The sequence below is a fragment of the Cupriavidus sp. 10L45 genome, from assembly GCF_056395225.1.
The window spans coordinates 159,235-184,611 of the sequence record NZ_JBFTJC010000012.1 but is presented as its reverse complement, the minus strand read 5'-3'; the positions used below and the strand labels follow the sequence as shown (position 1 = coordinate 184,611).

Below are 25,377 nucleotides of genomic sequence, written 5' to 3'. Positions count from 1 at the left end.
ATGTGGGCGGCTTCCGCGCTTCAGGGTTCGACGTTGGTGGCAGCCGCGCGCGCGGTGCCCCACTTCAGGCGGGCGCCGCTGGCCCGCGTGAACACGCGCTCCAGGCCCTCGCCATCGCCATCCTTGATCTGGGTCTTCAGGTGCGCGAGCACCTTCTCATAGGTGTCGATCTCGCGCAGCAACGCCTCCTTGTTGGCGATGCAGATGTCGCGCCACATCTCGGGCGAGGAGCCCGCGATGCGCGTGAAGTCGCGGAACCCACCGCCTGCGAAATCGAGTTTCAGCGCGGCATCCTCGGCATTGACCAATTGGGCGACCAGCGCGAAGGCCAGCAGGTGCGGCAGGTGGCTCACCGCCGCGAACACGGCGTCGTGCTGTACCGCGGACATCACATGACAATCGGCGCCGGTGCATTCCCACATCGCGCGCACGGCGGCCACGTCAGTCCGCGCGTTCTCCTGCAACGGGCACAGCACCACCTTCTTGCCGAGGTAGAGGTCGTTCAGCGCCGCCTCCACGCCGCTCAGCTCGCGGCCAGCAATCGGGTGGGCGGGGACGAACTGGGCAGCCTTGTCGCCGAGGGCGGTCTTGGCGGCCATGATCACGTCGGACTTGGTGCTGCCCGCGTCGGTCACGATCGTGCCCGGCTGCAGGTGCGGCTCCAGCGCGTGCAACAGCGCGAAGGTCTGGGCGACCGGCGCGCACAGCACGATCAGGCTGGCGCCACGCGCGGCGTCTTCGAGCGAGGCAATCTCGTCGATCACGCCCAGCGTCTTGGCCTTTTCGAGCGAGGCCGCCGAACGGCCCACGCCCACCACGGTGCCCACCACGCCTGCGCGCTTCAGCGACAGCGCCAGCGAGCCGCCAATCAGGCCCACGCCGACAATCACAACCCGGGAAAAATGCAGAGCGCTCACGGTATCAGGCCACCTGCGTGGCAGAAAACTTAAAATCGGACACCTTCATCACTGCAAGGCCTGCTCGAGCGCGGCGATAAACGCGGCGTTCTCCTCGGGCAGGCCGATCGTCACGCGCAGCCACTGCGGCAGGCCGTAGTTGGCCACCGGCCGCACGATCACACCCTGCTTCAGCAGCGCCAGATTCACCCGCGCGCCGGCACCATCGTCGGTGCCCACACGGACCATGACGAAATTGCCGGAGGACTTCACGTGCTCTAGGCCAAGCCGGTCGAACGCCGCCACCAGCTGGGCCTTGCCTTCGCGGTTCAGCGTGGCGCTGCGGCCAAGGAAATCGGCATCGCCCAGCGCCGCCACGGCGGCAGCCTGGGCCAGGCTGTTCACGTTGAACGGCTGGCGCACGCGGTTCAGCAGGTCGGTCAGCGGCGGCTGGGCCACGCCGTAGCCCACGCGCAGCCCGGCCAGGCCATAGGCCTTCGAGAACGTGCGCGAAACCATCAGGTTCGGATACTTGCGCACCCACGCCACGGACTCGTACTGCTGGTCCGCATCGAGATATTCGTTATAGGCCTCGTCCAGCACGACCACCACATTGGATGGCACTTTCGCCAGAAACGCCTCGATCTCGACCGCCGGAATGAACGTGCCGGTCGGGTTGTTCGGATTGGCGATGAAGACCAGGCGCGTGTCGGGCGCAATCGCCGCAGCCATCGCGCCGAGGTCGTGGCCGTAGTCGCGCGCCTTCACCTCGATAGCGCGCGCGCCCACTTCCTGCGAGGCGAGCGCATAGACGGCAAACGAGTATTCGGCATAGACGATCGACTCGCCTGGCCGCACCAGCGCGTGGGCGGCCAGTTCCAGGATGTCATTGCTGCCGTTGCCGAGGGTCAGCCATTCGGCCGGGACATCGTATTTCGCCGAAAGCTTCGCCTTCAGCTCGAAACCGTTGCTGTCCGGATAGCGACCCAGTTCGTCCATCGCCACCGCAATTGCGGACTTGGCGGAGGCCGGCATGCCGAGCGGGTTCTCGTTCGAGGCCAGCTTGACGATGCGCGCCTCATCCAGCCCGAACTCGCGCGCCACCTCGGCAATTGGCTTGCCGGCGATGTATGGCGAGATCTTTCTCACATAGGACGGCCCGAAATAGTGGGCGGCATTCTGCGCGTCGTCGGCGGCGCTACCTGGTTCTGCCATGTTCGCTCCTTGATGCTTACTTGCTGGACGGGTATGAGCCGAGCACCTTGAAGTACGCGGCATTGCGCTTCAGTTCCTCCAGGGCGCGCGCCACGGCGGCCTCGTGCTGGTGGCCTTCCACGTCCACATAGAAGTAGTACTCCCACGCGCCACTGCGCGCGGGACGCGATTCGAACCGGCACATCGACACGCCGTTCTCGGCCAGCGGCGCCAGCAACTGGTACACCGCACCGGCCTTGTTCGGCACCGACAGGATGAGAGACGTCTGATCACTGCCCGAGGGCTCGGTCTCATAACGGCCAATCACGGCAAAGCGCGTGCGGTTATGCGGATCGTCCTGGATATGCGTGCGCACCAGATGCAGGTGGTAACGGTTGGCCGCCGACTCGCCGGCGATGGCCGCCACGGTGGGGTCTTCGCTCGCCATGCGTGCAGCTTCGGCATTGCTCGAGACCGCCTGGCGCTCCAGGTGCGGATAGTTGGCCGTGAGCCAGTGCTGGCACTGCGCCAGCGCCTGGGCGTGCGCGCGAACCACGGTCACGCCCTTCATGTCCGGCGTGGAGGCCATCAGGTTGTGATGGACCTTGAGCGCAATCTCACCGCTGATCTTTAGCGAGGTCTGCAGGAACAGGTCGAGCGTGCGCGACACCGCGCCTTCGGTCGAGTTCTCCACGGGCACCACGCCATATTCGACGGTGCCGGCTTCCACGGCGCGGAACACCTCGTCGATGCTCGGGCACGGCACGCCGCTCACTTCGTGGCCGAAATGCGCGTACAGCGCCTGCTCGGAGAACGTGCCGGCCGGGCCGAGGAACGCAATCTCAAGCGGCTTTTCCAGCCCACGGCAGGCAGACATCACCTCGCGCCAGATCGACGCCACGCTCTCGCCCAGCAGCGGGCCCGGGTTGGCGCCCTGCACCTTGCGGATGACCTGCAGTTCACGTTCGGGACGAAACACGGGCGCGCCGTACTTCTTCTTGACCTCGCCCACGTCGAGGGCGAGCTGGGCGCGGCGGTTCAGCAGCGCCAGCAGTTCGCGGTCCACCGCGTCGATCTGGCCGCGCAGCGGCGCGAGGTCGGCGGACAGCGCCTGCTCCTGGGCGCTGGGACCGGGGTTCCCTGTGGGCGGCGCGTCGTTGCTCGCGCGCTTGTCTTCGCTAGTCATGTCAAAGCCTGGTGGGCCGCGCCGGGGCGGCGGCCGGGAAGAATCGGTGCAAATCCGCCGTCAGGCGGCGGTACGCTCGAATTCGCGCATGAAATCGATTAGCGCGGTCACGCCTTCCAGAGGCATGGCGTTGTAGATGCTGGCGCGCATGCCGCCCACGGACTTGTGGCCCTTGAGCTGTACCAGGCCATTCGCGCGCGCCTGGGTCAGGAACGCTTCGTTGCGCGATTCGTCGCGCAGGAAGAACGGTACGTTCATGCGCGAGCGGCAGCTGGGGTCAATCTCGTTACGGTAAAAGTCGCTCTGGTCCAGGAAGCGGTACAGCGCCTGCGCCTTGGCGATATTGCGCTGCTCGATGCCGGCCACGCCGCCCTGGGCCTTGAGCCACTTGAACACGAGCCCGGCGATATAGATCGCATAGGTGGGCGGCGTGTTGTACATCGAATCATGCTCGGCCACCTGGCGCCAGTTGAACGCCGACGGGCACAGCGGGTGCGCGAAGCCGATCAGGTCCTCGCGCACGATGACGATGGTCACGCCGGCCGGGCCGATGTTCTTCTGCGCCCCGCCGTACACCACCTGCACGCGCGACCAGTCGATCGGGCGCGACAGGATATGGCTGGACGCGTCGGCCACCACGATGCGGCCCTTGTCGTGCGTGCCGGTCTGGCCGATGTCGGGAATCTCCTGGAACTCCACGCCGACGATGGTCTCGTTCGTGCACAGGTGCACATAGGCCGCGTCGTCGGACAGCTTCCAACTGGCGACATCCGGAATTTTCGTAAATTTACGATCCGCGCTTGAGGCCGCGATATTGACCTCGCCATAGCGGCGCGCTTCCTGCTCGGTCTTGACCGACCACGTGCCGGTCACGACGAAATCGGTCTTCGGCTTGGCCGCATTGACGCGGCTGGCCAGGTTCAGCGGCACGATGCCATTCTCGCCAATCGCCCCGCCCTGCAGGAAGAGGATGCGGAAGTTCTTCGGCACATGGAGCAGTTCTCGCAGATCGGCGAGGGCTTCGTTGTGGATCCCCTCGAACTCGCGGCTGCGGTGGCTCATCTCCATGACCGACACGCCGGTGCCGCGCCACGACAGCATTTCCTCGGCCGCCTGCTGCAGGACTTCGGTCGGCAGTGCGGCCGGACCGGGCGAGAAATTGAACACGCGCTCGGCCACATTGCGTTGCAGGCCAGCGAGGGCGGGATTCTGGGGATCGTTCATGGAGGAAGAAGGAAAAATGGCTGCCGGTTTGAACCAGGCAGCCATTATCCCTCAAACGCGCGCCGCTAGGGCAGCGGCTCGGCGGCCGGATCGGCCGTCGATTCCTTGCGGATCACTTACTTCGAAGCGGCGGCGATTTCCTTCTCGGCCGAGTCACGCATCGACTTGCCAACCTGCGGGCCGTACTTCTGCATCATCGAACCCCAGATTTCCTGGGTCGCCTTGCCCTGGTTGGCCATGAACTTCTGGCCGGTCGGCGACTTCAGGAACGTGGTCAGGTCCTTGATTTCCTGCGTGCTGTAATACTTGCCGAACGCGTCGTAGTGGGCCTTGATGGCGTCCTGGCGGAAACCGTCGGTGTTGAACGCCGTACCGGCGCCATCCACCATGCGCTGCACCGCGCCGTTCTTCTTCAGCTTGTCGACAGCGGCCTGCTTCTGCTTGTCGTTCAGCGTCTTGTTTTCCACGAGGACTTGCTCGAGGACCAGCGGCGCTTCCTGCTTGGCGCCGTTCTGCCAGTTGTCGGCCTGGCCCTTCACGGCCTGGTCGGCCTGCATGACGGAGAGCAGTTCCTTGATGGCGGCGGTCTTGTCGGCATCCTGCGCCTGAGCGTGGGCGGCCTGGGCCACCATCATCGTCGGGACAAAAGCAGCCAGAACAGCAATACGTCGATAGGTTTTGAGCATTATGACTCCCTGGAAAATATGTCCGATTTAGTCCGCACGGCCGTCTGGCGAGTTCCGGCCGGCGTCCTGTTGTTGCAACAAATTACGAATTCGCGTCCGCGTCGGTTGCGCCGTCGGCGCCTTCGGCCCCGGCGGTGCCAGCGGCCCCTTCCACCACATCGGCGTCCGCATCCTCGGCACCCTCGATCCCGGCGCCATTATCGGCATCGGTCTCGACAATCCGTTGCAGGCCCGACAGCTTGGTGCCCTCGTCCACGTTGATCAGGGTCACGCCCTGCGTGGCGCGGCCCATCTCGCGGATCTCGGCCACACGGGTGCGGATCAGCACGCCGCCGGTCGTGATCAGCATGATCTCGTCCTCGGGCGATACCAGCGCGGCAGCCACCACGCGGCCATTGCGCTCGCTGGTCTGGATCGCAATCATGCCCTTGGTGCCGCGGCCATGTCGAGTGTATTCCGAGATCGGCGTGCGCTTGCCGTAGCCGTTCTCGGTGGCGGTCAGCACGCTGCCCACCGCCGCGACGGCGGTCTCGGAACCCGCACTGCCTTCGGTCGCTTCCGCCGATTCGGCAGAATCCGTCGATTCAGCCACCGCAGTTTCTGCCGGCGCCACCAGCATGGCGATGACCGCCTGGCTTTCCTCGAGGTTCATGCCGCGGACGCCGCGGGCCTGACGGCCCATCGGACGCACGTCGTTTTCGTCGAAGCGCACGGCCTTGCCGGCGTCCGAGAACAGCATCACGTCATGCTGGCCGTCGGTCACGGCGGCGCCGATCAGGAAATCGCCCTCGTCCAGGTCCACGGCGATGATGCCGGCCTTGCGCGGGTTCGAGAACTCGGTCAGCGCGGTCTTCTTGACCGTGCCGCGTGCGGTGGCCATGAAGATGAAGTGCTCGGCGTCGAACTGGCGCACCGGCAGGATCACATTGATCTTCTCGCCATCGGCCAGCGGGAACATGTTAACGATCGGACGGCCACGCGAGTTGCGCGACCCCTGCGGCACCTCGTACACCTTGAGCCAGTACAGCCGGCCGCGGTTCGAGAAGCACAGGATGTAATCGTGCGTGTTGGCCACGAACAGCGTGTCGATCCAGTCGTCTTCCTTGGTGGCCGTCGCCAGCTTGCCGCGCCCGCCACGTTTCTGCGCGCGGTATTCGGAAATCGGCTGGCTCTTCATATAGCCGCTGTGCGAGAGCGTGACCACCATGTCCTGCGGCGTGATCAGATCCTCGGTGTCGAGTTCGGTCGCGTTCAGTTCGATGGTGGAACGGCGCTCGTCGCCAAATTCGGCGCGGATGGCACCGAGTTCGTCGGTGATGATGGTCGTAATACGTTCCGGACGCGCCAGGATGTCCAGCAGGTCCGCGATCACCGCCATCACTTCACGGTATTCCTGGACGATCTTGTCCTGCTCCAGGCCCGTGAGGCGTTGCAGGCGCATTTGCAGGATTTCCTGCGCCTGGCCGTCGGAGAGGCGGTACAGGCCGTCCGGCTGCATGCCGAACAGGGCGGGCAGGCCATCCGGACGATACGAGGCACGGCCGCCGGCAGTGTCGCTTTCGGCACGCGCGAGCATGTCGCGCACGAGTGCCGAATCCCACGACTTGGCCATCAGCTCCTGCTTGGCGATCGGCGGCGTCGGCGCGGCCTTGATGATCGCGATGAACTCGTCGATGTTCGCCAGCGCCACGGCCAGGCCTTCCAGCACGTGACCGCGCTCCCGCGCCTTGCGCAGCTCGAACACGGTGCGGCGGGTGACCACCTCGCGCCGGTGCGACAGGAACGCGTCCAGCATCTGGCGCAGGTTCAGCAGGCGCGGCTGGCCGTCGACCAGCGCCACCATGTTCATGCCGAAGGTGTCCTGCAGCTGGGTGTTCTTATATAGGTTGTTCAGGACAACCTCGGGCACTTCGTTGCGCTTCAGTTCGACCACCACGCGCATGCCCGACTTGTCGGACTCGTCACGGATGTCTGAAATGCCCTCGACCTTCTTCTCGGTCACCAACTCGGCGATGCGCTCGAGAAGCGTCCGCTTGTTCACCTGGTACGGCAGTTCGTCGACGATGATCGCCTGGCGCTGGCCGCGGTCGATGTCCTCGAAGTGCGTCCGGGCGCGCATGATGATGCGGCCCCGGCCCGTGCGATAGCCTTCGCGCACGCCCTGGATGCCGTAGATAATGCCGGCCGTCGGAAAATCGGGCGCTGGCACCAGTTCGATCAGGTCATCCACCGTGGCGTCGGGATTGCGCAGCAGATGCAGGCAGGCGTCGACCACCTCATTGAGGTTATGCGGCGGAATATTGGTGGCCATGCCCACCGCAATACCCGACGAGCCATTGATCAGCAAATTCGGAATACGCGCCGGCAAAATACCCGGTTCTTTTTCCGAACCGTCGTAGTTCGGCTCGAAATCGACTGTTTCCTTGTCGATATCGTGGAGCATTTCATGCGCAATTTTCGACAGGCGGATTTCGGTATAACGCATGGCTGCCGCGTTATCCCCATCGACCGAGCCGAAGTTGCCCTGCCCGTCCACCAGCATGTAGCGCAGCGAGAAATGCTGCGCCATGCGGACGATCGTGTCATAAACGGCGGTGTCGCCGTGCGGGTGATACTTACCGATCACATCACCGACAATACGGGCCGATTTCTTATAGGCCCGGTTCCAGTCGTTATTCAGCTCATGCATCGCAAAGAGCACGCGCCGATGTACTGGTTTCAGGCCATCCCGGACGTCGGGAAGCGCACGCCCGACGATAACGCTCATCGCGTAATCCAGGTATGAGCGGCGCATTTCCTCTTCCAGGGAAACCGGAAGCGTTTCTTTGGCGAATTGATCCATTGCGGCTTGGTTTATGCGGCGGGTTTTAGCGAATGAGACCCTGGTCCCGGGGCGCCGGCGGGGGCGCCTGTCCAGGACGGGCAACATGGCATTCTACCACGCGCGCCACCCCTTCCCGACGCCCGCCGGACGGCCCGGAAACAGGCCCGCCAGCGCCCTCCGGAGCGCCGCGCCTGCCGCCCGCAAGCCATACGGGACAAGGGTTTGCGGGCGCCGCAAGAGCGATGTTGCACAAACACCACAGGGCTAAAACCCCAGGGTTGAATCGAATATATTTACTTCTTAGGAAACGAGCCTTGTGGCACAATTCCCCAGCGAAGAGCCAGACATTGTTCGAAGTGGAGCATCCACCACATCGAGAATGTTATACTCCGAAGAATGTATGACTTGTTTTCGTCCATTTGCTCGCAGTAACCCTGCGGTGATCTCATCCTGAGAGGAGAAATATGAAAAAATTTGCCAAGCTCGCGCTCGTTGCAGCTACCGCAGTAATGGCTGCATCCGCTCAAGCCCAGTCCGTCCCCTATGAAAAGAAGGCTGTGAACGACAACTGGGGCAACGGTACGAGCGAGTACGTGTGGAAGAATGGCACGAACGAGCTCTGCTGGCGCGACAGCTCCTGGACCCCGGCAACGGCCAATGCCCTGTGCGATGGCGCACTGGCTCCGGCTGCTGCTCCGGCCCAGGCACCGACCCCGGTGGCTCCTCCGGTTGTGTCGAGCGAGAAGGTCACTTTCGCAGCTGACACCCTGTTCGACTTCGACAAGGCTGTTCTGAAGCCCGAAGGCAAGGCCAAGCTGGACGACCTGGTCTCGAAGCTGCAAGGCATCACCCTCGAAGTGATCATCGCCGTGGGCCACACCGACGCGTTCGGTTCGGACAAGTACAACGATCGCCTGTCGATCCGTCGTGCTGAATCCGTCAAGGCTTACCTGGTGAGCAAGGGCGTGGAAGCCAACCGCGTGTACACCGAAGGCAAGGGCAAGCGCCAGCTGAAGGTGGATCCGAAGTCGTGCAAGGGCAACCGCACGGCACAGATCGCCTGCCAGCAGCCGAACCGTCGCGTGGAAGTCGAAGTGGTCGGCACCCGCAGCGCACGTTAATCGGATCCTCTCCGATGAAGAAAGCCCAGCGCAAGCTGGGCTTTTTTTTTGCCCGCTATTTTTGGTACAGTTGCCGGACGCTTCTCTCCGCACTCAGGTTTCGGGCCGTGCGCCCGGGACCTCACTCCTTTGACGATGTCGCAAACCTCCACCCTTTCCCCCGCTGGCAGCCCCACCGGTCGCAACGCCGATCCGAAAGAGATCGACAAGTTCAGCGAGCTGGCCCACCGCTGGTGGGACCCGAACAGCGAGTTCAAGCCGCTCCACGACCTGAACCCGCTGCGCCTGGGCTGGATCGACGGCATCGCCCGCCTGCCCGGCAAACAGGTGATCGACGTTGGGTGCGGAGGCGGCATCCTGTCCGAAAGCATGGCGCGCCTTGGCGCCACCGTGCGCGGCATCGATCTGTCTACCAAGGCACTCAAGGTAGCGGACCTGCATAGCCTGGAGTCCGGCGTGCCGGTCACCTACGAGGAAATCGCCGTCGAGGACCTCGCCGCGCGCATCCCCGGCAGCGTGGACGTGGTCACTTGCATGGAAATGCTCGAGCACGTGCCCGACCCCGCCTCCATCGTGCGCGCCTGCACGACACTGGTCCGCCCGGGCGGCTACGTCTTCTTCTCGACGATCAACCGCAACCTCAAGGCCTACCTGCTGGCCATCGTCGGCGCCGAATACGTGCTGAACATGCTGCCGCGCGGCACCCACGACTACGAGAAGTTCATCACGCCATCGGAAATGGCCCGCTTCGCGCGCCAGGCCGGGCTGGACCTGATCGAGATGCGCGGCATGACCTACAACCCGTTGTCGCAGACGTACTCGCTCGGCCATGACACGGGCGTCAACTACATGATGGCCTTCCGCAAGACGGCGCCGAAGGCGGCGGACTGAATCATGCGCACCTTCGACGCGGTATTTTTCGATCTCGACGGCACGCTCGCCGACACAGCCCCTGACCTCGCCGCAGCCGCCAACCGGCTCGTGGTGGAGCGCGGCCTGCCGCCCGTGGCCTATGAGAAGTTGCGCCCGGTGGCTTCGCACGGCGCGCGCGGCCTGATCGGCGCGGCGTTCGGCAAGTCGCCCGAGGACCCCGACTTCCCCGCCCTGCGCGATACCTTCCTCGACTACTACGAGGCCGACATCGCGGTGCACACCCGCCTGTTCGACGGCATGGACGAGGTGCTGGCCCGGCTGGAAGCCGCCGGCATCCGCTGGGGCATCGTGACCAACAAGATCGCCCGCTTCACGGTGCCGCTGGTGGCCGCGATCGGCCTTGCGCCGCGCGCCTCGGCTGTGGTCAGCGGCGACACCACCGCGCATGCCAAACCCCACCCCGCCCCGCTGCTGCATGCAGCCGAGGTCAGCGGCGTGGCACCGGCACGCTGCCTGTATGTAGGTGACGACCTGCGCGACATCCAGGCCGGCAAAGCGGCCGGCATGGCCACGGTGACCGCCGCGTACGGCTACTGTGGCGACGGCGAGCCGCCCGAAGCCTGGGGCGCGGACTACCTGATCCGTCACCCGGCCGAGCTGCTGGCGCTGTTCGGGAACTGAAGCCCCCGGCAGGCAGCCAAAGCGAGTACAATCCGTCTCCTACATCTTCACACTGGGGCCGACCTGGTTTCGACGTGGGTTGCGAAGCAGTGGAGGGCATACCGAGGACCCGTCACCTCGTTAATCAATGGGAATGTAATAACTGCTAACGACGAACGTTACGCACTGGCTGCCTAAGGGCTAGCCGTCCTCGCACTGGCTCGCTGACGGGCTAGGGTTCGCAAGAACTGGCGAGGTCATTTACGTCAGATAAGCTTCGGGAGTGTCACGGGCCCGAGGACGAAAACCTAGTGACTCGCCGTCGTAGAGCGTGTTCGTCCGCGATGCGGCGGTTAAAACAAATGACAGAACTAAGTATGTAGAACTCTCTGTGGAGGGCTTGCGGACGCGGGTTCGATTCCCGCCGGCTCCACCAGTATTACCGCCCGACATTCCTTTTGCTTCAGGAAACGCCGGACAAGCAAAAACCCCGTCAATCGATGACGGGGTTTTTTCTTTTCTACCGGGCCAAAATCCATTGGCCGCTCGATGCACGCTCAGTGCACCGATTCCGCCGGCTGGCTCGCTGCCAGGCGCGCGGCATAGAAGCGGTCCAGCGCTACGTGCACGCCAAGCAGGCCGAACAGTTGGGAGGCCTCGTTCACTGATACCAACACGCCCGGCATCCACAGCCGCTGCAGGCGGCCCGGGGCCTGCCCGCTGAGGTCGGCAAACGCTTCCATGCCGTACTCCTGGATGGCCTTGAACAGCACCAGGCCTACCAGGTACATATCGCCGGAATCCAGCGCGATGGCCGCCTGCGCAGCCCAGCGCACTTGCCGGTCTTCGTGCTTCTCCGCCTCGGCAAAGCGCTCCGTCGCCGTCTGGGCGACCGCCTCACCGGGCGCTTGGAATGTGAGGCTCATTGCCAATCTCCAATGCCAGATCCCATGGATATCGGCAGATTTGCCATTTTCCTGAAGCCTTCCTCCAGGACACGAGATAACGCATGGGTCCCTTGGCCGCACGGGGCTACAATGGACGCCCGCCTCTTCCTGCCCAACTCCATGACCGACCACCCCCGCTTTACCCTCAACCGCTCCATGGTCATGCTGCTGCCCGAGCAGCCGTTCCTGGACTGGATCAAGGCCGTCGACCCGGAGCCCGTGCCGGGCCTGTCGCTCGAGGACGTCCGCGACGACGCCAGCGTCTTCCTGTTGCCGTCGGAAGTGGCGGATTCCCCGGAGACTGCTATGCGCTGGGTGGAAAAGCGCTGGCAGGCGTTCTTCGAATTCATGTTGGGCGAATGGTTTGATGATTCCATGTGGCCCGAGAATATGTCCCTGGCCATGTTCCGCGAATGGTTCACGCCGCGTTTCCATTCCATGGTGTGGGATATGGCGCCGGAGTCTCCCATCATGCATGAAGACTGGGATGACGAAGACGACGATATGCCGTCCATGCTGCACTAAATCCAACCTCGGAAATTGAAACGGCACGCCCGAGGGCGTGCCGTTTTTGCTTGCGCGAACAAGACTATAAATCAAAGAAAGCGATCGAGTATTTTGCGGCTGGGTTTGTCGAGCGCGGACAGGTCGCGAATCAGGTAATGAATGCCGTGGTTGTCGGAGATCAGCAGCGTGCTGCCGGTCAGTCGACGAATGTCCTCTTCGCCGCGCAGCACGAGGTCGGTCTGGCCACGATCCGTCCGCACCGTCCAGACGCTCGGCGTGGCATAGGTGGACACACCCACAATGCTACGAATTTCCGGCATGAACTCGCGCGCGGCCAGTTCGGACTCGATCAGGGCACGCATCGGCGCCGGCAGGGTATCGAGGCGCGGAATCCACGCCAATTCGCGGCCATCGGTGCTGATCATGCCGACACCGTCGTCGGGCGCGGCAATCGGGAAGGCGCGCACAGGCACCACGCCCTCGTGCGCCGTGCCGTCGGCCGTCGTCAGAACGAGCTTGCCGAACGGGTTGCGGGACAACGTGTAATCGGGCGTCTGCATAGCGGTTTGCCGAGAAATCGAATCACCTGAAGAATCACTGCGCATTGACGGCCTCCGTATCGAGGCGTTCGCCCGCGCTGGGCAGGTCTGCATCGGCATCGACATTGCGCGCCTGCGCCTGGTAGAGCTTGTAGTAGGCGCCTTCGCGCGCGAGCAGTTCGTCGTGATTGCCGACTTCGACAATCTGTCCGCGATCCATCACCACGAGGCGATCGGCCTTCCGCAGCGTGGACAACCGGTGCGCGATCGCAATGGTCGTACGTCCCTGCACGAGGTTATCCAGCGCCTTCTGGATCTCCTTCTCCGTGGTGGTGTCCACCGACGACGTGGCCTCGTCCATGATCAGGATGCGCGGATTGATCAGCAGCGCGCGTGCGATGGAGATGCGCTGGCGCTCCCCGCCGGACAGCGCTTGCCCGCGCTCCCCTACCAGCGAGTCATAGCCGTGCGGCAGGCGCAGGATGAACTCGTGCGCATGCGCGGCCCGCGCTGCGGCGACGATTTCTTCGCGCGTGGCGTCGGGCTTGCCGTAGGCGATGTTGTCGGCAATCGTGCCGAAGAACAGGAACGGCTCTTGTAGTACCAGTCCGATATGGCGGCGGAACTCCGACACCGGCAGCGAGCGGATGTCGATGCCATCCACGCGGATCGCGCCTTCGGACACATCGTAGAAGCGGCAGATCAGATTGACAAGCGTGCTCTTGCCCGAGCCGCTGTGGCCGACCAGCCCGATCATCTCGCCCGGCCGGATCGACAGGTTCAGGCCGCGGATCACCGCGCGGTTGCCGTAGCGGAAGCCGAGGTCGCGCAGTTCGATGGCGCCCTCCACCTTATCGAGATGCACCGGGCGCTGCGGCTCGGGCACGCTCGACACATGGTCCAGGATGTCGAAGATCCGCTTGGCGCCGGCGGCAGCCTTCTGCGTGACCGACACGATCCGGCTCATCGAATCCAGCCGCGTGTAGAAACGGCTGATATAGGTCAGGAAGGCGACCAGCACGCCGACCGTGATGGCGTCGTGGCTGACCTGCCAGATGCCGAAGATCCAGACCACCAGCAGGCCCACTTCGGTCAGCAGCGTCACCGTAGGCGTGAACAGCGACCAGACGGCATTGACGCGATCGTTGACGGCCAGATTGTGCTTGTTCGCCTCGCGAAAGCGGTCGACCTCGCGCTTTTCCTGGGCGAAGGCCTTGACCACGCGGATGCCGGGAATCGTATCGGCCAGCACATTGGTGATCTCGGACCAGATGCGGTCGATCTTCTCGAAGCCGTGACGCAGCCGGTCCCGCACGAGGTGGATCATCCAGGCGATGAACGGCAGCGGCACCAGCGTCACCAGCGCCAGCCAGGGATTGATCGAGATGAGGATGATGGCCGTCATGACGATCATCAGCACATCGGTCGCGAAATCGAGCAGGTGGAGCGACAGGAAGACGCAGATGCGGTCGCTTTCGGAGCCGATACGGGCCATCAGGTCGCCCGTGCGCTTGCCACCGAAGTATTCGAGGGACAGTTTTAGCAGGTGTTCGTACGTTGTTGTGCGCAGATCGGCGCCGATGCGCTCGGATACACGCGCCAGCAGATACGTCCGCGCCCAGCCCAGGCTCCACGCCACCAGCGCGGCGCCGAGCAGCCCGGCCAGGTACATCTTGACGCGCTCATAGTCGATCGGCACGCCGTTTTGGTACGGAATCAGCACCTTGTCCATCAGCGGCATGGTCAGGTACGGCGGCACCAGCGTGGCGGCGGTGCCGAGCAGGGTCAGCAGGAAGCCGGCCAGCAGCTCCCACTGGTAGGGCCGTGCGAAGCGCCACAGGCGCAGCAGCGCCCAGGTGGATGGCGGGGTCTCGAGGTCGCGGCTGCACTGGGGGCAGACGTCCTCGCCGGGGGGCAGCGGGGCCTTGCAGGTGGGGCAGACATCGTCGTCGGCCGGCACGGCGGCCTGGCCGGTGGCGAGCAGCGCGCGGCGGGCTTCGAACTGATCGGCCAGCCGCAGGGCGTCGGGATTGTAACCAAGCGTGTAGCGCCAGCTCCCCAGCCGGGCGCGGCCGTCGGCCAGTTCCAGCGAGCCAACCCCGGCGTGGTCGCCATGGGTCAGCGTCAAGGCAGGCGTAATTTCCCAGTCGACGATGTTTTTTTCACCGCCCCCCCGGGCAATCAGCCGGCGGTCGGTCACAACCAGCCACCCTTGGGTAAAATGCAGCCTTGCGTCCAGGTCCAGGTCAAGGCCAGCCAGCACGGTTTCACCGGGCTGCAGGCTCGTGCCGATCTCGGCGCCCCAACGACCTTGCGGGCCGGAGGGGATTGGGACGGACGGGGAGGATTGGGTCATTATTGGCGCGAAATGCGTCCGCGGTGAGTCCACAACAGGGTAGACACGGACATAACTTGAAACAATTTAGGCGGGAAGCCGGCTGGCGGCCCGCGATTTTGCCCGCAAGTATACATAACGCAAACAAACGGGGCGCCTGGTGCGCTGCACAACGTCTTCCGGACTACAGGGGTCAACCCTGATGCCGTTGAAACGTTACTGAAAGGTTAGGCTCCCATTTCTCGGGCATTCGCCCACTGCCTCAAGCTAAATCAATGAAAAAGAAGGACATTGAGATTTTCGATGTCATGTCGCTGCGCGGCCCGAATATGTGGACATATCGGCCAGTGCTGGAGGCATGGGTTGATATCGGCGAACTGGAGGATTTCCCCTCCAACAAGATCCCGGGGTTCTACGAGCGCCTGTCGGCCTGGCTCCCGTCGCTGATCGAGCATCGCTGCAGCATTGGCGAGCGCGGCGGCTTCCTGCAGCGGCTCAAGGAAGGGACGTGGCCCGGCCACATCCTCGAGCACGTGACGCTTGAGCTGCAGAACCTGGCCGGCATGCCGGGCGGCTTCGGCAAGGCCCGCGAGACCCCCGTGCGGGGCGTCTACAAGGTGATCGTCCGGGCCTGGCACGAGGAGGTGACGCGCGCCGCGCTGTTCACCGCCCGTGATCTGGTCATGGCCGCCATCGAGGACCGCCCGTTCGACGTACCCGACGCCGTGGACAACCTGCGCCGCCTGGTCGACGAACATTGCCTCGGCCCGAGCACCGCGTGCATCGTCGATGCCGCCGATGACCGCGACATCCCCTCCATCCGACTCTCCGACGGCAATCTGGTTCAACTTGGCTACGGGGCGCGCCAGCGCCGCATCTGGACCGCCGAGACCGACCGGACCAGCGCCATCGGCGAATCGATCTCGCGCGACAAGGACCTGACCAAGACGCTGCTGGAATCCTGCGGCGTGCCGGTACCGGAAGGCCGCATGGTCGAGAGCCCCGAGGACGCCTGGGACGCCGCCGAGCGCATCGGCGTGCCGGTGGTGGTCAAGCCGTACGACGGCAACCATGGCCGCGGCGTGTTCACCAACCTGATGACGCGCGAGGAAGTGGAAACCGCCTACTCGGTGGCCATCGACGAAGGCAACGGCGTGATCGTCGAGCGCTTCGTGCCGGGCAACGAACACCGCCTGCTGGTGGTGGGCGGCCGGCTCGTGGCGGCGGCGATGGGCGAGACGGCCAGCGTCGTGGGCGACGGCACCTCGACCATCGACGAACTGATCGATTCGCAGATCAACTCCGATCCGCGCCGGGGCAGCACCGAGGACCATCCGCTGAACCGCGTGCGGCTCGATTCCGCCGCACGGCTGGAACTGAAGCGCCAGGGCCTGGTAGATGGCGATTCCGTGGCACCCGCCGGCAAGACCATCCTGATCCAGCGCAACGGCAACGTCGCCTTCGACGTGACCGACCGCGTGCACCCGAGCGTGGCCGCGCATGCCGCGCTGGCCGCGCGCGTGGTGGGGCTGGACATTGCCGGGGTGGACCTCGTGGCCGAGGACATCTCGCGTCCGCTGGCCGACCAGCGCGGCGCCATCGTCGAGGTGAACGCCGGCCCGGGCCTGCTGATGCACATCAAGCCGGCCGACGGCACGCCGCGCCCCGTGGGCCCCGCCATCATCGACCATCTGTTCCCCGCCGCGAAGGATGGCAGCGCCGATGACGGCCGCATCCCCGTGGTCGGCATCACCGGTAACAACGGCAAGACCGTGGTGGCCAAGCTCGTGGCGCGCCTGCTGCAACTTTCGGGCAAGCACACCGGGCTGGCCTGCAGCGACGGCCTGTTCCTGGACCGCCGCCAGGTGGAGACCGGCGACCGCGCCAACTGGGAAGCCGGCCATCGCATCCTGATGAACCGCGCCGTGGAAGCGGCCGTGTTCGAGAACGACAGCGGCATGATCCTGTCGCAGGGCCTGCCGTACGACCGTTGCCAGGTTGGCGTGGTGACCAACTTCGCCCAGCCGGACCACCTCGGCGACTACTACGTCGAGGACGAGGACCGCATGTACAACGTGTTGCGCACCCAGGTGGACGTGGTGCTCAACAACGGCGTGGCGGTGCTCAACGCCGGCGATGCGCGGCTGGTGGAGATGGCCGAGCTGTGCGATGGCGATGTGATCTTCTTCGGCCTCACCGCCGACCTGCCGGCGATTGCCGCGCACCGGGCGGCGGGCAAGCGAGCGGTGTTCGTACGCGAAGGCAAGGTCGTGATGGCCACCGGCCAGAGCGAGATGCCGCTGACCGATGTGTCGGCCATTCCGCTGACCTACGCGGGCCGCGTGGCGTTCCAGATCGAGAACGTGCTGGCGGCCGTGGCCACGGGCTGGGCGCTGGGCATTTCCAACGACCTGATCCGCGCCGGCGTGGTGACGTTCGACGTTGGCCAGGTCGACGTGCCGGGCCGCTTCACGCTGTTCGAACGCCAGGGCGCCACGGTGATCGTCGATGACGCGCACAACGCGCCCGCGCTGACGGCGCTGGCCGCCGCGCTCGACCGCTTCCCCGCCGAGCGCCGCATGCTGGTGTTCGGCGCCGGCGTGCAGCGCCGGGACGAGGACCTCGTCAGCCACGGCAAGATCATCGGTGCCGCGTTCGACCGCGTGTTCCTCTGCGAGGACCAGAGCGTGAAGCGCGACCTGCCCGATGCCGAGGCCCGCGCGCTGGTCAAGAAGGGGCTGTACGAAGGCCGCCGCGTGACCAAGATCATCGACGAAGGCGCCCGCCGCGCCGCCATCGAGACCGCGCTCTCGCAACTGGTGGCCGGCGACCTGCTGGTCATCCAGTGCGACGAGGGCTCGCCCGAGGGCACTGTCGAGCAGGTACACCAGTGGGTCGGCCGTAGCGGCCGCCGCGCCTGATGGCTCGGCCAGAAAAATAACGGAAATACTATGGAAGTCTCCCGTATCCGGGCCCTGCGCGGCCCGAATCTCTGGTGCCGCCACACTGGCATCGAGGCCATCGTGGCCTGCTCGGACACCTCGCACCTGCTGGCCGACCTGCCCGGCTTCGAAGACCGCCTGCGCGCGCGCTTCCCGGCCATCGGCCCGCTCCGTCCTGACGACGAGGCCGGTACGCCGTCGATGGCCCACGCGCTGGAAGCCGCCGCACTCGGCCTGCAGGCCTCCGCCGGCTGCCCGGTCACCTTCAGCAACACCGCGCCCACCGTGGAGCCCGGCACGTATCAGGTAGTGGTGCAGTACAGCGAGGAGGAAGTCGGCCGGCTCGCCTTCGAACTCGCTGAACAGCTATGCCTGGCGGCCCGCGACGACAAGCCCTTCGACCTCGACGACGCGCTGCACCGCCTGCGCGAATTGGACGAGGACGTGCGGCTGGGGCCGAGCACCGGCTCCATCGTCTACGCCGCCGTGGCGCGTGGCATTCCGTATCGCCGCCTCACGCAGGGGTCGATGGTCCAGTTCGGCTGGGGCAGCAAGCAGCGCCGCATCCAGGCCGCCGAGACCGACATGACCAGCGCCGTGGCGGAGTCCATCGCGCAGGACAAGGACCTGACCAAGAGTCTGCTGCACGCCGCCGGCGTGCCGGTGCCGCTGGGCCGCTCGGTGCGCAGCGCCGAGGAAGCCTGGGCCGCCGCGCAGGCCATCAACGGGCCGGTGGTGGTCAAGCCGCGCGACGGCAACCAGGGCAAGGGCGTGGCGGTGCGCATCCGCACGCGCGAAGAAGTGATGACGGCCTACGAAGTGGCGGCCGACATCTCCTCGGACGTGCTCGTGGAACGCTACATCCCCGGTCACGATTTCCGCCTGCTGGTGGTGGGCAAGCACCTGGTGGCCGCCGCGCGCCGCGATCCGCCGCAGGTGATTGGCGATGGCGTGCACACCGTGCGCCAGCTCGTGGAGGAAGTGAACCGCGACCCGCGCCGGGGCGAGGGCCATGCCACGTCACTGACCAAGATCCGCTTCGACGATATCGCGCTGGCAACGCTGGCCAAGCAGCACCTGACCGCCGACTCGGTGCCCGCCAACGGCACGCGCGTGGTGCTGCGCAATAACGCCAATCTGTCGACGGGCGGCAGCGCCACCGACGTGACCGACGACGTCCACCCGGACATCGCCGCGCGCGCCGTGGCCGCAGCCCAGATGGTGGGCCTCGACATCTGCGGCGTGGACGCCGTGTGCGAGACCATGCTCAAGCCGTTCGAGGAACAGGCCGGCGGCATCGTCGAAGTCAACGCCGCGCCGGGCCTGCGCATGCACCTGCAGCCGTCGTTCGGCAAGGGCCGCGCCGTGGGCGAGGCCATCGTCTCAACCATGTTCGCCGATGGCGACGATGGCCGTATTCCCGTGGTGGCGGTGTCCGGCACCAACGGCAAGACCACCACCGTGCGCCTGATCACCCACCTGCTGGCCACGAGCGGCCTGCGCATGGGCATGACCGGCACCGATGGCGTGTATATCCGGGGCGAGCGCATCGACACCGGCGACTGCAGCGGTCCGCGCAGCGCGCGCAACGTGCTGCTGCATCCGGACGTCGACGCCGCCGTGTTCGAGACCGCGCGCGGCGGCCTGCTGCGCGAGGGCCTGGCCTTCGACCGCTGCGACGTGGCCGTGGTGACCAATGTGGGCGAAGGCGACCACCTGGGGCTGTCCTATATCAGCACCGTGGAAGACCTGGCCGTGCTCAAGAGCGTGATCGTCCAGAACGTGGCGCCGCATGGCATGGCTGTGCTGAACGCCGCGGATCCGATGGTGACGCGCATGGCCGACGCCTGCCCCGGCACGGTGACGTTCTTCGCGCAGGATGCCGGGCTGCCGACGATGGCGCTGCATCGCGCACAGGGCAAGCGCGTGGTGTTCGTCGAGGGCGACGAGATCGTGGCGTGCGAGGGCGAGACCCAGGTGCGCATCGCGCTGGCGGACATCCCGCTGACGCGCAACGGCAGCATCGGCTTCCAGGTGGAAAACGCGATGTCATCGATCGCCGCCGCCTGGGCGCTGGGCGTGGACTGGGCCGTGATCCGTCGCGGGCTGGCTACCTTCGTCAACGACGCCGCCACGGCGCCGGGCCGCTTCAACGTGTTCGACTACCGGGGCGCCACCCTGATCGCCGACTACGGCCACAATCCGGATGCCATCCAGGCATTGTGCAATGCGGTGGAATCCATGAAGGGCGACCGCCGCGTGGTGGTGATCAGCGGCGCGGGCGATCGTCGCGACGTGGACATCCGCCGGCAAACCCAGATCCTGGGCGGCGTGTTCGACGAGGTGGTGCTGTATCAGGACCAGTGCCAGCGCGGCCGCGAGGACGGCGAGGTACTGGCGCTGCTGCGCGAAGGGCTGGAAGGCGCACAGCGCACCCAGCACGTGGAGGAGATCCGGGGCGAGTTCCTGGCGATCGACACCGCGCTGGGGCACCTGAAGCCGGGCGACCTGTGCCTGATCCTGGTGGATCAGGTGGAAGAGGCACTCGGGCACATCGCCCAGCGCATCGCGGAACAGTAACGCGCACCTTTGTGCGTCCGTGCGAAGGCCGGCTCCCAGGAGCCGGCCTTTTTTCTTGTGCGTCCACTTGCATCGAAACGGTTGCAGGTGCCACATTACTGTCACCATCGCTCCGATGACCGCCCTGCCCCGCCGGTCTCATCCAGAGGAGGCTTGCCATGCAATCGCCGCAGACCGTAGTGGTCACCTACATCGCCGCCACACCCGAGCAGGTCTGGTCCGCGCTGACGGAGCCCGCGCAGAGCGAACAGTATTTCTTCGGGCGGCGCGTGGAGTCTGACTGGCAGGTGGGCAGCCCGTTCGTGCTGCGCATGGACGACGGCCGGGTGGATTCGCAGGGCGTGGTGCTGCTGGCCGAGCCGCCCTACCGGCTCTCGGTGACGTGGCGCGTGGAGTGGCTCGAGGCCTTCCGCGAGTTACCCGAGGTGGTGGTCACTTGGCAGGTGGATGCGCTGGGGCAGGCGGTGCGGCTGACCGTGAGCGAGACCCATCGCGAGCCGGTGGACGAGCAGATCCTGCAAGGTGGCCGCAACGGCTGGCCGATGATCCTCGCCGGACTCAAGACGCTGCTGGAGACGGGGCAGCCCCTCCAGGTCGAGGTCCCCAAGCCGCCACCGGCGCCCTCCTCCGCCGCCTAGCCCCTCGCCTTCAGTGCCGACCCGGCAGCGAGAGCCGGCGCTCCAGCACGCGCTGCAACACCGATAGCCCGGTACTCAGGATCCAGTAGATGACCGCCACCGCCAGGTAGAGCGGCAGCGGCTGGTAGGTGGCGGCGATGATTTCCTGCGCGGTGCGCAGCAACTCGGTCACGGTGATCACCGACACCAGCGAGGTGTCCTTGATCAGGCTGATCAGGCTGTTGGACAGGCTCGGCACGGCCAGCCGCAGCGCCTGCGGCCCGACGATGTAGCGCAGCGTCTGGATGGGCGTCAGGCCCAGGCTGTAGGCCGCCATCCACTGCCCGCGCGCAATCCCGAGGATGGCGCCGCGCATGCTTTCCGACAGATAGGCGCCCACGTTGAGGCTCAGGGTCAGCACGCCGGCCGGGGTCGGCTCGAGCGCAATGCCCACGCTCGGCAGCCCGTAATAGACCACGAAGATCTGCACCAGCAGCGGCGTGCCGCGCATGATGCTGACGTACACGCGCGCCACCATTTTGAGAATCGGCGCATGGCTAATGCCCATCAGCGCGACCACAATGCCAATCACCAGGCCGAACGCCATCGACAGCACGGCGAACTTCAGCGTGAGCAGGGCGCCCTGCAACAGCACGGGCAGCGAATCCATCACGAGGGCGAGGGCGGACATGGCGGGAGCAGGTCAGGAATCCGGAATGCCGGGATCATACGTGATCCGGCCGCGGAAAAAAAAGGCCGACTCTCGGGAGCCGGCCTTGCTGGTACGGGCTGGGAGCGGGTTGGCCCGGCGGGGGGCGCAACCCTGTCCGCTTACTTCGGCGCCTTGGTCACATCCGAGCCGAACCACTTGGTCGACAGCTTCACCAGCGTGCCGTCCTTGCGCAGGTCTTCCAGCGCCTTGTCGATGGCCTGGGCGAACTTCGGATTGTCCTTGCGGAACGGGATGGCGACCTCGGTATTGGCGCCGGGCACCACGGCGCCCGGGCGCAGCGGCAGGTTGGCGTTCTTGATCAGGTAGTTGACCATCAGCCTGTCATTGAGCGCCGCGTCGATCCGCTGCGAGGCCAGGTCGCGCAGGTACTCAGGCGCGCCGGGATAGGTCTTCACGTCGATGCCGGCCACCGATTTGGCCAGTTCGTTGTAGTTGCTGCCCAGGCTGACGCCCAGCTTGTGGCTCTTCAGGTCGTCCAGCGACTTGAACTCGCGCTTGTCGTCCTTGCGCTGGATCAACTGGGCTGCCGAATAGACGTAGGGCGTGGAGAAATCGAGGGTCTGCTTGCGCTGCGGCGTGACCGCGACCTGGTTGACGATGATGTCGAACTTACCCGCCTGCAGGCCGGCGATGATCGCGCTCCATTCGGTGGTCACGAACTCCGGCTTCACGCCGAGCTTGCCGGCGATGGCGCGCGCCACGTCCACGTCGAAGCCCTCGAGTTCGTTCTTCGCGCCGCGATAACCGAACGGCGGGTACGTGCCTTCCACGCCAATCTTGAGCACGCCGGCTTGCTTGACCGTGTCGAGCAGATCGGCGGCGCTGGCGGCCGTGGCCGTGAAACCGGCAACGCCAGCCAGCAGCGCGGAAGCCAACAGGGATTTGAGCAAGCCAGTACGAATCGAGCGCATAAATTCTCCAGTGTGAGAGGCGGATCAGGCCGGCTGCCCCTTTTGGGGGCGAACCGGAGGCTCCTAAGAGCCTATAACGGGCTCCACACTACCGCAAACACTATCAAACGCGAAATAACGATTCATTATGGCTATATAACCGATCCGCCACCGCACCCAGGGGCCGGGCGGGGCGGACCGCGGCGCCGCCAGTCCCTCCCTGCTTACTGGAACGCCTTGTCGTTCGGCGCCGCGAACAGCGCCTTCATGTCCGGCGACAGCGGGTAGTTCATATTGATGTTGCGCGGCGGAATCGGCGACTGGAACCACTTCGTGTACAGCTTGTCGGCGCGGCCGCTCAGCATCAGGTCCGACACCACGCCATCGGCCAGCTTCTTGAACGAGGCGTCGTCCTTGCGGAACATGCACGCGTAGTTCTCGGTCTGGAGCGGCTCGCCGGCCACGACCCATTCGCTCGCGTTCTTGGCCTTGGTGCGCTCGCCGTACAGCAGCGGCTCGTCCATCACGAAGGCTACCGCACGGCCCGTCTCCAGGATCAGGAACGCCTGGCCATGGTCCTTGGCGCTGGTCAGGTTCATGTTCATGCCCTGCTCGCCGTTCATCTTGACCAGCAGGCGCTCGCCCGTGGTGCCGGCCGTGGTGACCACGTTGCGGCCCTTGAGCTGGGCGAAGTCGGTCACGCCCGAGTCCTTCTTGGTCAGCATCTTGATACCGTAGACGAACAGGCTGTTCGAGAAGGCCACCTGCTTCTGGCGCTCGAGATTGTTGGTCGTGCTGCCGCATTCGATGTCGATCGTACCGTTCTGCATCAGCGGGATGCGGTTCTGCGAGGTGATCGGCGTCAGCTTGACCTGCAGGTTCGGCATGTTCAGCGTCGTCTTGATCTTGTCGACGATCTGCAACAGGATCTCGTGCGAGTAGCCCATGACCTCCTTGCCGTCCGTGTACGAGAACGGAATCGACGACTCGCGGTAGCCGAGCGAGATCACGCCGGTGTCCTTGATCTTCTTGAGCGTATCGCCATCGGCGGCGTGCGCGCCGGCGGCAGCGCAGGCCAGCACGGCGGCGGCCAGCAGGCGGGTGGACAGGCAGGTAGGGGTCAGACGGACACGCAGTGACTTCATGGTTTTCGCTCCTTGATGGGGCTTGGTTTAATCAGCTCGAGGCAATCCCACTTCCGTACTACAAACTTCAACACCCGTTGGGCGCCGGTCAGGCCCGCGCCGCACTGAAATCTTCTGCGCCGATGGCCGGCGCGCGGCCGGCCAACTGGTCCGCCAGCATCCCCGCGCTGCCCATCGCCAGCGTGAACCCGAGCGCGCCATGGCCCAGGTTCAGCCACAGGCCCGGCAGGCGCGACGGGCCGACCAGCGGCAGGCCGTCCGGCGTGGCCGGGCGCAGGCCCGCCCAGGGCTGCAGGGCATCGAGGCCGGCGCCATTGGCCACGCCGCCAAACACGGCGCGGGTCTGGGCGACCAGTGTCTGCGCGCGCTCGCGGTCGATGGTCGGCCCGCCGCGCACCAGATCCGCCATGCCGGCCACGCGCAGCGTATTGCCGATGCGCGCGTAGACGATCTTGTTGGCGAAGTCCGTCACGCTGATATGCGGCGCCCGGGCGCCATCGGCGATCGGCACCGTGATGCTGTAGCCCTTGAGCGGCCACAGCATCGGCCGTACGCCGAGCGGACGCAGCAGCGGCACGCTGCCGATGCCGCCCGCGACGATCACCGCGTCCGCGCGCACCTCGTCATCGGTCGTCCTCACGCCCACCACCTGGACGCCCGATGTCATCAATCCAGTGACACGTGTGCCAAACCGCATCGACACATTGCCCTTCCCTTGCAACAGATGGGCCAGCGAGAGGCAAAAGCGATGACAATCGCCCACTTCTTCGCTCGGCGTGTAGATGGCGCCGGCGATGTCGCCCCGGATGCCGGCCAGCGCGGGCTCCAGCGCCACCGTGGCGTCGCGGTCCAGCGCCTGCTGCTCGCAGCCCAGGCTGGCCTGGTAGTCCAGCAGCCGGCAGGCCGATGCATAGGCGGCTTCGTTGCGATGCACCACCAGCTTGCCGCGCCGCGCGAAATCGAAGCCGCCGCCCTCGCCGCGTGCCTCCGGGCCTTCCACGAAGGCCTGCATCAGGTCCCGCGAATAAAAGGCCAGCCGCAGCAGCTTGCGCGTGGTCGCCTCGCTGGTGGCGGCGTTGCACGCCTGCACGAAGGCCAGCAGCCAGCGCCACTGGGCGGGATCGGCGGTCGGACGGAAGCGCATCGGCGAATCGCGGTCCAGCAACCAGCCCGGCACCTTCGACAGCACGCCCGGCCCGGCCAGCGGCGCCACATAGCTGTAGCTCAGCTGCCCGCCGTTGGCGAAGCTCGTCTCCTCGCCCGGCCCCTCGTGGCGCTCCAGTACGGTGACCTCGTGGCCGTCCTGGGCCAGCCGCCATGCGGTGGTCATGCCGACCACCCCTGCTCCCACAATCGCTATGCGCATCGAACCTGCCTTGCCATCCATATCGAAACGATGGGCCAGAGCGTAGTCCACCGCGCGCGGCTTGCCCAATGCCAATACGTGCCAGAATATGTCCCTAGGCTATGGATGCCGG

Annotated in this window: 20 protein-coding genes and 1 other RNA gene; 8 read left to right on the top strand and 13 right to left on the bottom strand. The window is 65.6% G+C overall.

The features are described 5' to 3' along the window. Window positions 1-20: 20 nt before the first annotated feature. From AC1DFU_RS21600 to gyrA, 6 genes are all read right to left on the bottom strand, one after another. Window positions 21-917 (bottom strand): prephenate dehydrogenase, encoded by an 897-nt coding sequence (locus tag AC1DFU_RS21600; protein ID WP_092298410.1) that lies wholly within the window; start codon window positions 915-917, stop codon window positions 21-23. A gap of 48 nt (window positions 918-965) precedes the next feature. Continuing rightward, window positions 966-2,111: a histidinol-phosphate transaminase gene (hisC, locus tag AC1DFU_RS21595; RefSeq protein ID WP_092298407.1), complete on the bottom strand. Its 1,146-nt coding sequence runs from the start codon at window positions 2,109-2,111 to the stop codon at window positions 966-968. Window positions 2,112-2,127: 16 nt separating this feature from the next. Further along, entirely contained in the window at window positions 2,128-3,276 is a 1,149-nt protein-coding gene (gene pheA / locus AC1DFU_RS21590; protein ID WP_092298405.1) for a prephenate dehydratase, read from the bottom strand. Between the two features lie 60 nt (window positions 3,277-3,336). After that, window positions 3,337-4,500 carry a 3-phosphoserine/phosphohydroxythreonine transaminase gene (gene serC / locus AC1DFU_RS21585; protein ID WP_441591891.1) on the bottom strand — a complete coding sequence of 388 codons (1,164 nt, stop codon included), beginning with the start codon at window positions 4,498-4,500 and terminating at the stop codon, window positions 3,337-3,339. Window positions 4,501-4,616: 116 nt separating this feature from the next. Then, window positions 4,617-5,186 (bottom strand): DUF2059 domain-containing protein, encoded by a 570-nt coding sequence (locus AC1DFU_RS21580; protein ID WP_092298398.1) that lies wholly within the window; start codon window positions 5,184-5,186, stop codon window positions 4,617-4,619. Between the two features lie 82 nt (window positions 5,187-5,268). Then, entirely contained in the window at window positions 5,269-8,028 is a 2,760-nt protein-coding gene (gene gyrA / locus AC1DFU_RS21575) for a DNA gyrase subunit A (protein ID WP_441591889.1), read from the bottom strand. Window positions 8,029-8,474: 446 nt separating this feature from the next. Here gyrA and ompA point away from each other — a divergent pair, with 446 nt between their 5' ends. The 4 genes from ompA to ssrA all read left to right on the top strand — a co-directional run bounded on the left by ompA (window position 8,475) and on the right by ssrA (window position 11,100). Then, complete coding sequence (ompA, locus tag AC1DFU_RS21570) at window positions 8,475-9,131, top strand: outer membrane protein OmpA (RefSeq protein ID WP_092298392.1); 657 nt, start codon at window positions 8,475-8,477, stop codon at window positions 9,129-9,131. Between the two features lie 135 nt (window positions 9,132-9,266). Then, window positions 9,267-10,022 carry a bifunctional 2-polyprenyl-6-hydroxyphenol methylase/3-demethylubiquinol 3-O-methyltransferase UbiG gene (gene ubiG / locus AC1DFU_RS21565; protein WP_092298389.1) on the top strand — a complete coding sequence of 252 codons (756 nt, stop codon included), beginning with the start codon at window positions 9,267-9,269 and terminating at the stop codon, window positions 10,020-10,022. Window positions 10,023-10,025: 3 nt separating this feature from the next. After that, entirely contained in the window at window positions 10,026-10,685 is a 660-nt protein-coding gene (gph, locus tag AC1DFU_RS21560) for a phosphoglycolate phosphatase (RefSeq protein WP_092298386.1), read from the top strand. A gap of 54 nt (window positions 10,686-10,739) precedes the next feature. Beyond that, window positions 10,740-11,100, top strand: a transfer-messenger RNA (tmRNA) gene (gene ssrA, locus AC1DFU_RS21555). Window positions 11,101-11,221: 121 nt separating this feature from the next. Here the strand turns inward: ssrA and AC1DFU_RS21550 are convergent. Further along, window positions 11,222-11,590 (bottom strand): hypothetical protein, encoded by a 369-nt coding sequence (locus tag AC1DFU_RS21550; RefSeq protein WP_092298383.1) that lies wholly within the window; start codon window positions 11,588-11,590, stop codon window positions 11,222-11,224. A 141-nt stretch (window positions 11,591-11,731) separates the two neighbouring features. On the opposite strand from AC1DFU_RS21550, the gene AC1DFU_RS21545 reads away from it, so the two are divergent. Then, window positions 11,732-12,136 carry a hypothetical protein gene (locus tag AC1DFU_RS21545; protein WP_092298480.1) on the top strand — a complete coding sequence of 135 codons (405 nt, stop codon included), beginning with the start codon at window positions 11,732-11,734 and terminating at the stop codon, window positions 12,134-12,136. Window positions 12,137-12,207: 71 nt separating this feature from the next. Here AC1DFU_RS21545 and AC1DFU_RS21540 read toward each other — a convergent pair whose 3' ends face one another. Together AC1DFU_RS21540 and AC1DFU_RS21535 are read right to left on the bottom strand one after the other, a co-directional pair. Beyond that, window positions 12,208-12,678, bottom strand: coding sequence for a cyanophycin metabolism-associated DUF1854 family protein (locus AC1DFU_RS21540; protein WP_441591903.1), 471 nt, complete (start codon window positions 12,676-12,678; stop codon window positions 12,208-12,210). Window positions 12,679-12,712: 34 nt separating this feature from the next. Beyond that, window positions 12,713-15,013, bottom strand: a complete 2,301-nt coding sequence (locus AC1DFU_RS21535; RefSeq protein WP_092298377.1) for a cyanophycin metabolism-associated ABC transporter — start codon at window positions 15,011-15,013, stop codon at window positions 12,713-12,715. 254 nt (window positions 15,014-15,267) lie between these two features. On the opposite strand from AC1DFU_RS21535, the gene cphA (AC1DFU_RS21530) reads away from it, so the two are divergent. The 3 genes from cphA (AC1DFU_RS21530) to AC1DFU_RS21520 all read left to right on the top strand — a co-directional run bounded on the left by cphA (AC1DFU_RS21530) (window position 15,268) and on the right by AC1DFU_RS21520 (window position 21,152). Further along, window positions 15,268-17,913, top strand: coding sequence for a cyanophycin synthetase (gene cphA, locus AC1DFU_RS21530; RefSeq protein WP_092298374.1), 2,646 nt, complete (start codon window positions 15,268-15,270; stop codon window positions 17,911-17,913). A 30-nt stretch (window positions 17,914-17,943) separates the two neighbouring features. Continuing rightward, window positions 17,944-20,514 carry a cyanophycin synthetase gene (gene cphA, locus AC1DFU_RS21525; protein ID WP_092298371.1) on the top strand — a complete coding sequence of 857 codons (2,571 nt, stop codon included), beginning with the start codon at window positions 17,944-17,946 and terminating at the stop codon, window positions 20,512-20,514. A 158-nt stretch (window positions 20,515-20,672) separates the two neighbouring features. Then, the gene (locus AC1DFU_RS21520) at window positions 20,673-21,152 is read left to right on the top strand and encodes an SRPBCC family protein (protein ID WP_092298368.1); all 480 of its coding nucleotides are present in this window, start codon (window positions 20,673-20,675) and stop codon (window positions 21,150-21,152) included. Window positions 21,153-21,162: 10 nt separating this feature from the next. Here the strand turns inward: AC1DFU_RS21520 and AC1DFU_RS21515 are convergent, their stop codons facing one another. From AC1DFU_RS21515 to AC1DFU_RS21500, 4 genes are all read right to left on the bottom strand, one after another. After that, window positions 21,163-21,822: an amino acid ABC transporter permease gene (locus AC1DFU_RS21515; RefSeq protein ID WP_092298365.1), complete on the bottom strand. Its 660-nt coding sequence runs from the start codon at window positions 21,820-21,822 to the stop codon at window positions 21,163-21,165. Between the two features lie 140 nt (window positions 21,823-21,962). Continuing rightward, window positions 21,963-22,775, bottom strand: coding sequence for a transporter substrate-binding domain-containing protein (locus AC1DFU_RS21510; RefSeq protein ID WP_092298362.1), 813 nt, complete (start codon window positions 22,773-22,775; stop codon window positions 21,963-21,965). Window positions 22,776-22,978: 203 nt separating this feature from the next. Continuing rightward, on the bottom strand, window positions 22,979-23,899 hold the full coding sequence (locus AC1DFU_RS21505) for a glutamate/aspartate ABC transporter substrate-binding protein (RefSeq protein WP_092298359.1): 921 nt from the start codon (window positions 23,897-23,899) through the stop codon (window positions 22,979-22,981). 88 nt (window positions 23,900-23,987) lie between these two features. Then, window positions 23,988-25,265 carry a D-amino acid dehydrogenase gene (locus AC1DFU_RS21500; RefSeq protein ID WP_441591885.1) on the bottom strand — a complete coding sequence of 426 codons (1,278 nt, stop codon included), beginning with the start codon at window positions 25,263-25,265 and terminating at the stop codon, window positions 23,988-23,990. Window positions 25,266-25,377: the final 112 nt, after the last annotated feature.

Excerpts from the sequence above, each read along its gene's own strand:
- hisC (WP_092298407.1), bottom strand. The coding sequence starts at position 2,111 with ATGGCAGAACCAGGTAGCGCCGCCGACGACGCGCAGAATGCCGCCCAC.
- pheA (WP_092298405.1), bottom strand. The coding sequence starts at position 3,276 with ATGACTAGCGAAGACAAGCGCGCGAGCAACGACGCGCCGCCCACAGGG.
- serC (WP_441591891.1), bottom strand. The coding sequence starts at position 4,500 with ATGAACGATCCCCAGAATCCCGCCCTCGCTGGCCTGCAACGCAATGTG.
- AC1DFU_RS21580 (WP_092298398.1), bottom strand. The coding sequence starts at position 5,186 with ATGCTCAAAACCTATCGACGTATTGCTGTTCTGGCTGCTTTTGTCCCG.
- gyrA (WP_441591889.1), bottom strand. The coding sequence starts at position 8,028 with ATGGATCAATTCGCCAAAGAAACGCTTCCGGTTTCCCTGGAAGAGGAA.
- ompA (WP_092298392.1), top strand. The coding sequence starts at position 8,475 with ATGAAAAAATTTGCCAAGCTCGCGCTCGTTGCAGCTACCGCAGTAATG.
- ubiG (WP_092298389.1), top strand. The coding sequence starts at position 9,267 with ATGTCGCAAACCTCCACCCTTTCCCCCGCTGGCAGCCCCACCGGTCGC.
- gph (WP_092298386.1), top strand. The coding sequence starts at position 10,026 with ATGCGCACCTTCGACGCGGTATTTTTCGATCTCGACGGCACGCTCGCC.
- AC1DFU_RS21550 (WP_092298383.1), bottom strand. The coding sequence starts at position 11,590 with ATGAGCCTCACATTCCAAGCGCCCGGTGAGGCGGTCGCCCAGACGGCG.
- AC1DFU_RS21545 (WP_092298480.1), top strand. The coding sequence starts at position 11,732 with ATGACCGACCACCCCCGCTTTACCCTCAACCGCTCCATGGTCATGCTG.
- AC1DFU_RS21540 (WP_441591903.1), bottom strand. The coding sequence starts at position 12,678 with ATGCAGACGCCCGATTACACGTTGTCCCGCAACCCGTTCGGCAAGCTC.
- AC1DFU_RS21535 (WP_092298377.1), bottom strand. The coding sequence starts at position 15,013 with ATGACCCAATCCTCCCCGTCCGTCCCAATCCCCTCCGGCCCGCAAGGT.
- cphA (WP_092298374.1), top strand. The coding sequence starts at position 15,268 with ATGAAAAAGAAGGACATTGAGATTTTCGATGTCATGTCGCTGCGCGGC.
- cphA (WP_092298371.1), top strand. The coding sequence starts at position 17,944 with ATGGAAGTCTCCCGTATCCGGGCCCTGCGCGGCCCGAATCTCTGGTGC.
- AC1DFU_RS21520 (WP_092298368.1), top strand. The coding sequence starts at position 20,673 with ATGCAATCGCCGCAGACCGTAGTGGTCACCTACATCGCCGCCACACCC.
- AC1DFU_RS21515 (WP_092298365.1), bottom strand. The coding sequence starts at position 21,822 with ATGTCCGCCCTCGCCCTCGTGATGGATTCGCTGCCCGTGCTGTTGCAG.
- AC1DFU_RS21510 (WP_092298362.1), bottom strand. The coding sequence starts at position 22,775 with ATGCGCTCGATTCGTACTGGCTTGCTCAAATCCCTGTTGGCTTCCGCG.
- AC1DFU_RS21505 (WP_092298359.1), bottom strand. The coding sequence starts at position 23,899 with ATGAAGTCACTGCGTGTCCGTCTGACCCCTACCTGCCTGTCCACCCGC.
- AC1DFU_RS21500 (WP_441591885.1), bottom strand. The coding sequence starts at position 25,265 with ATGCGCATAGCGATTGTGGGAGCAGGGGTGGTCGGCATGACCACCGCA.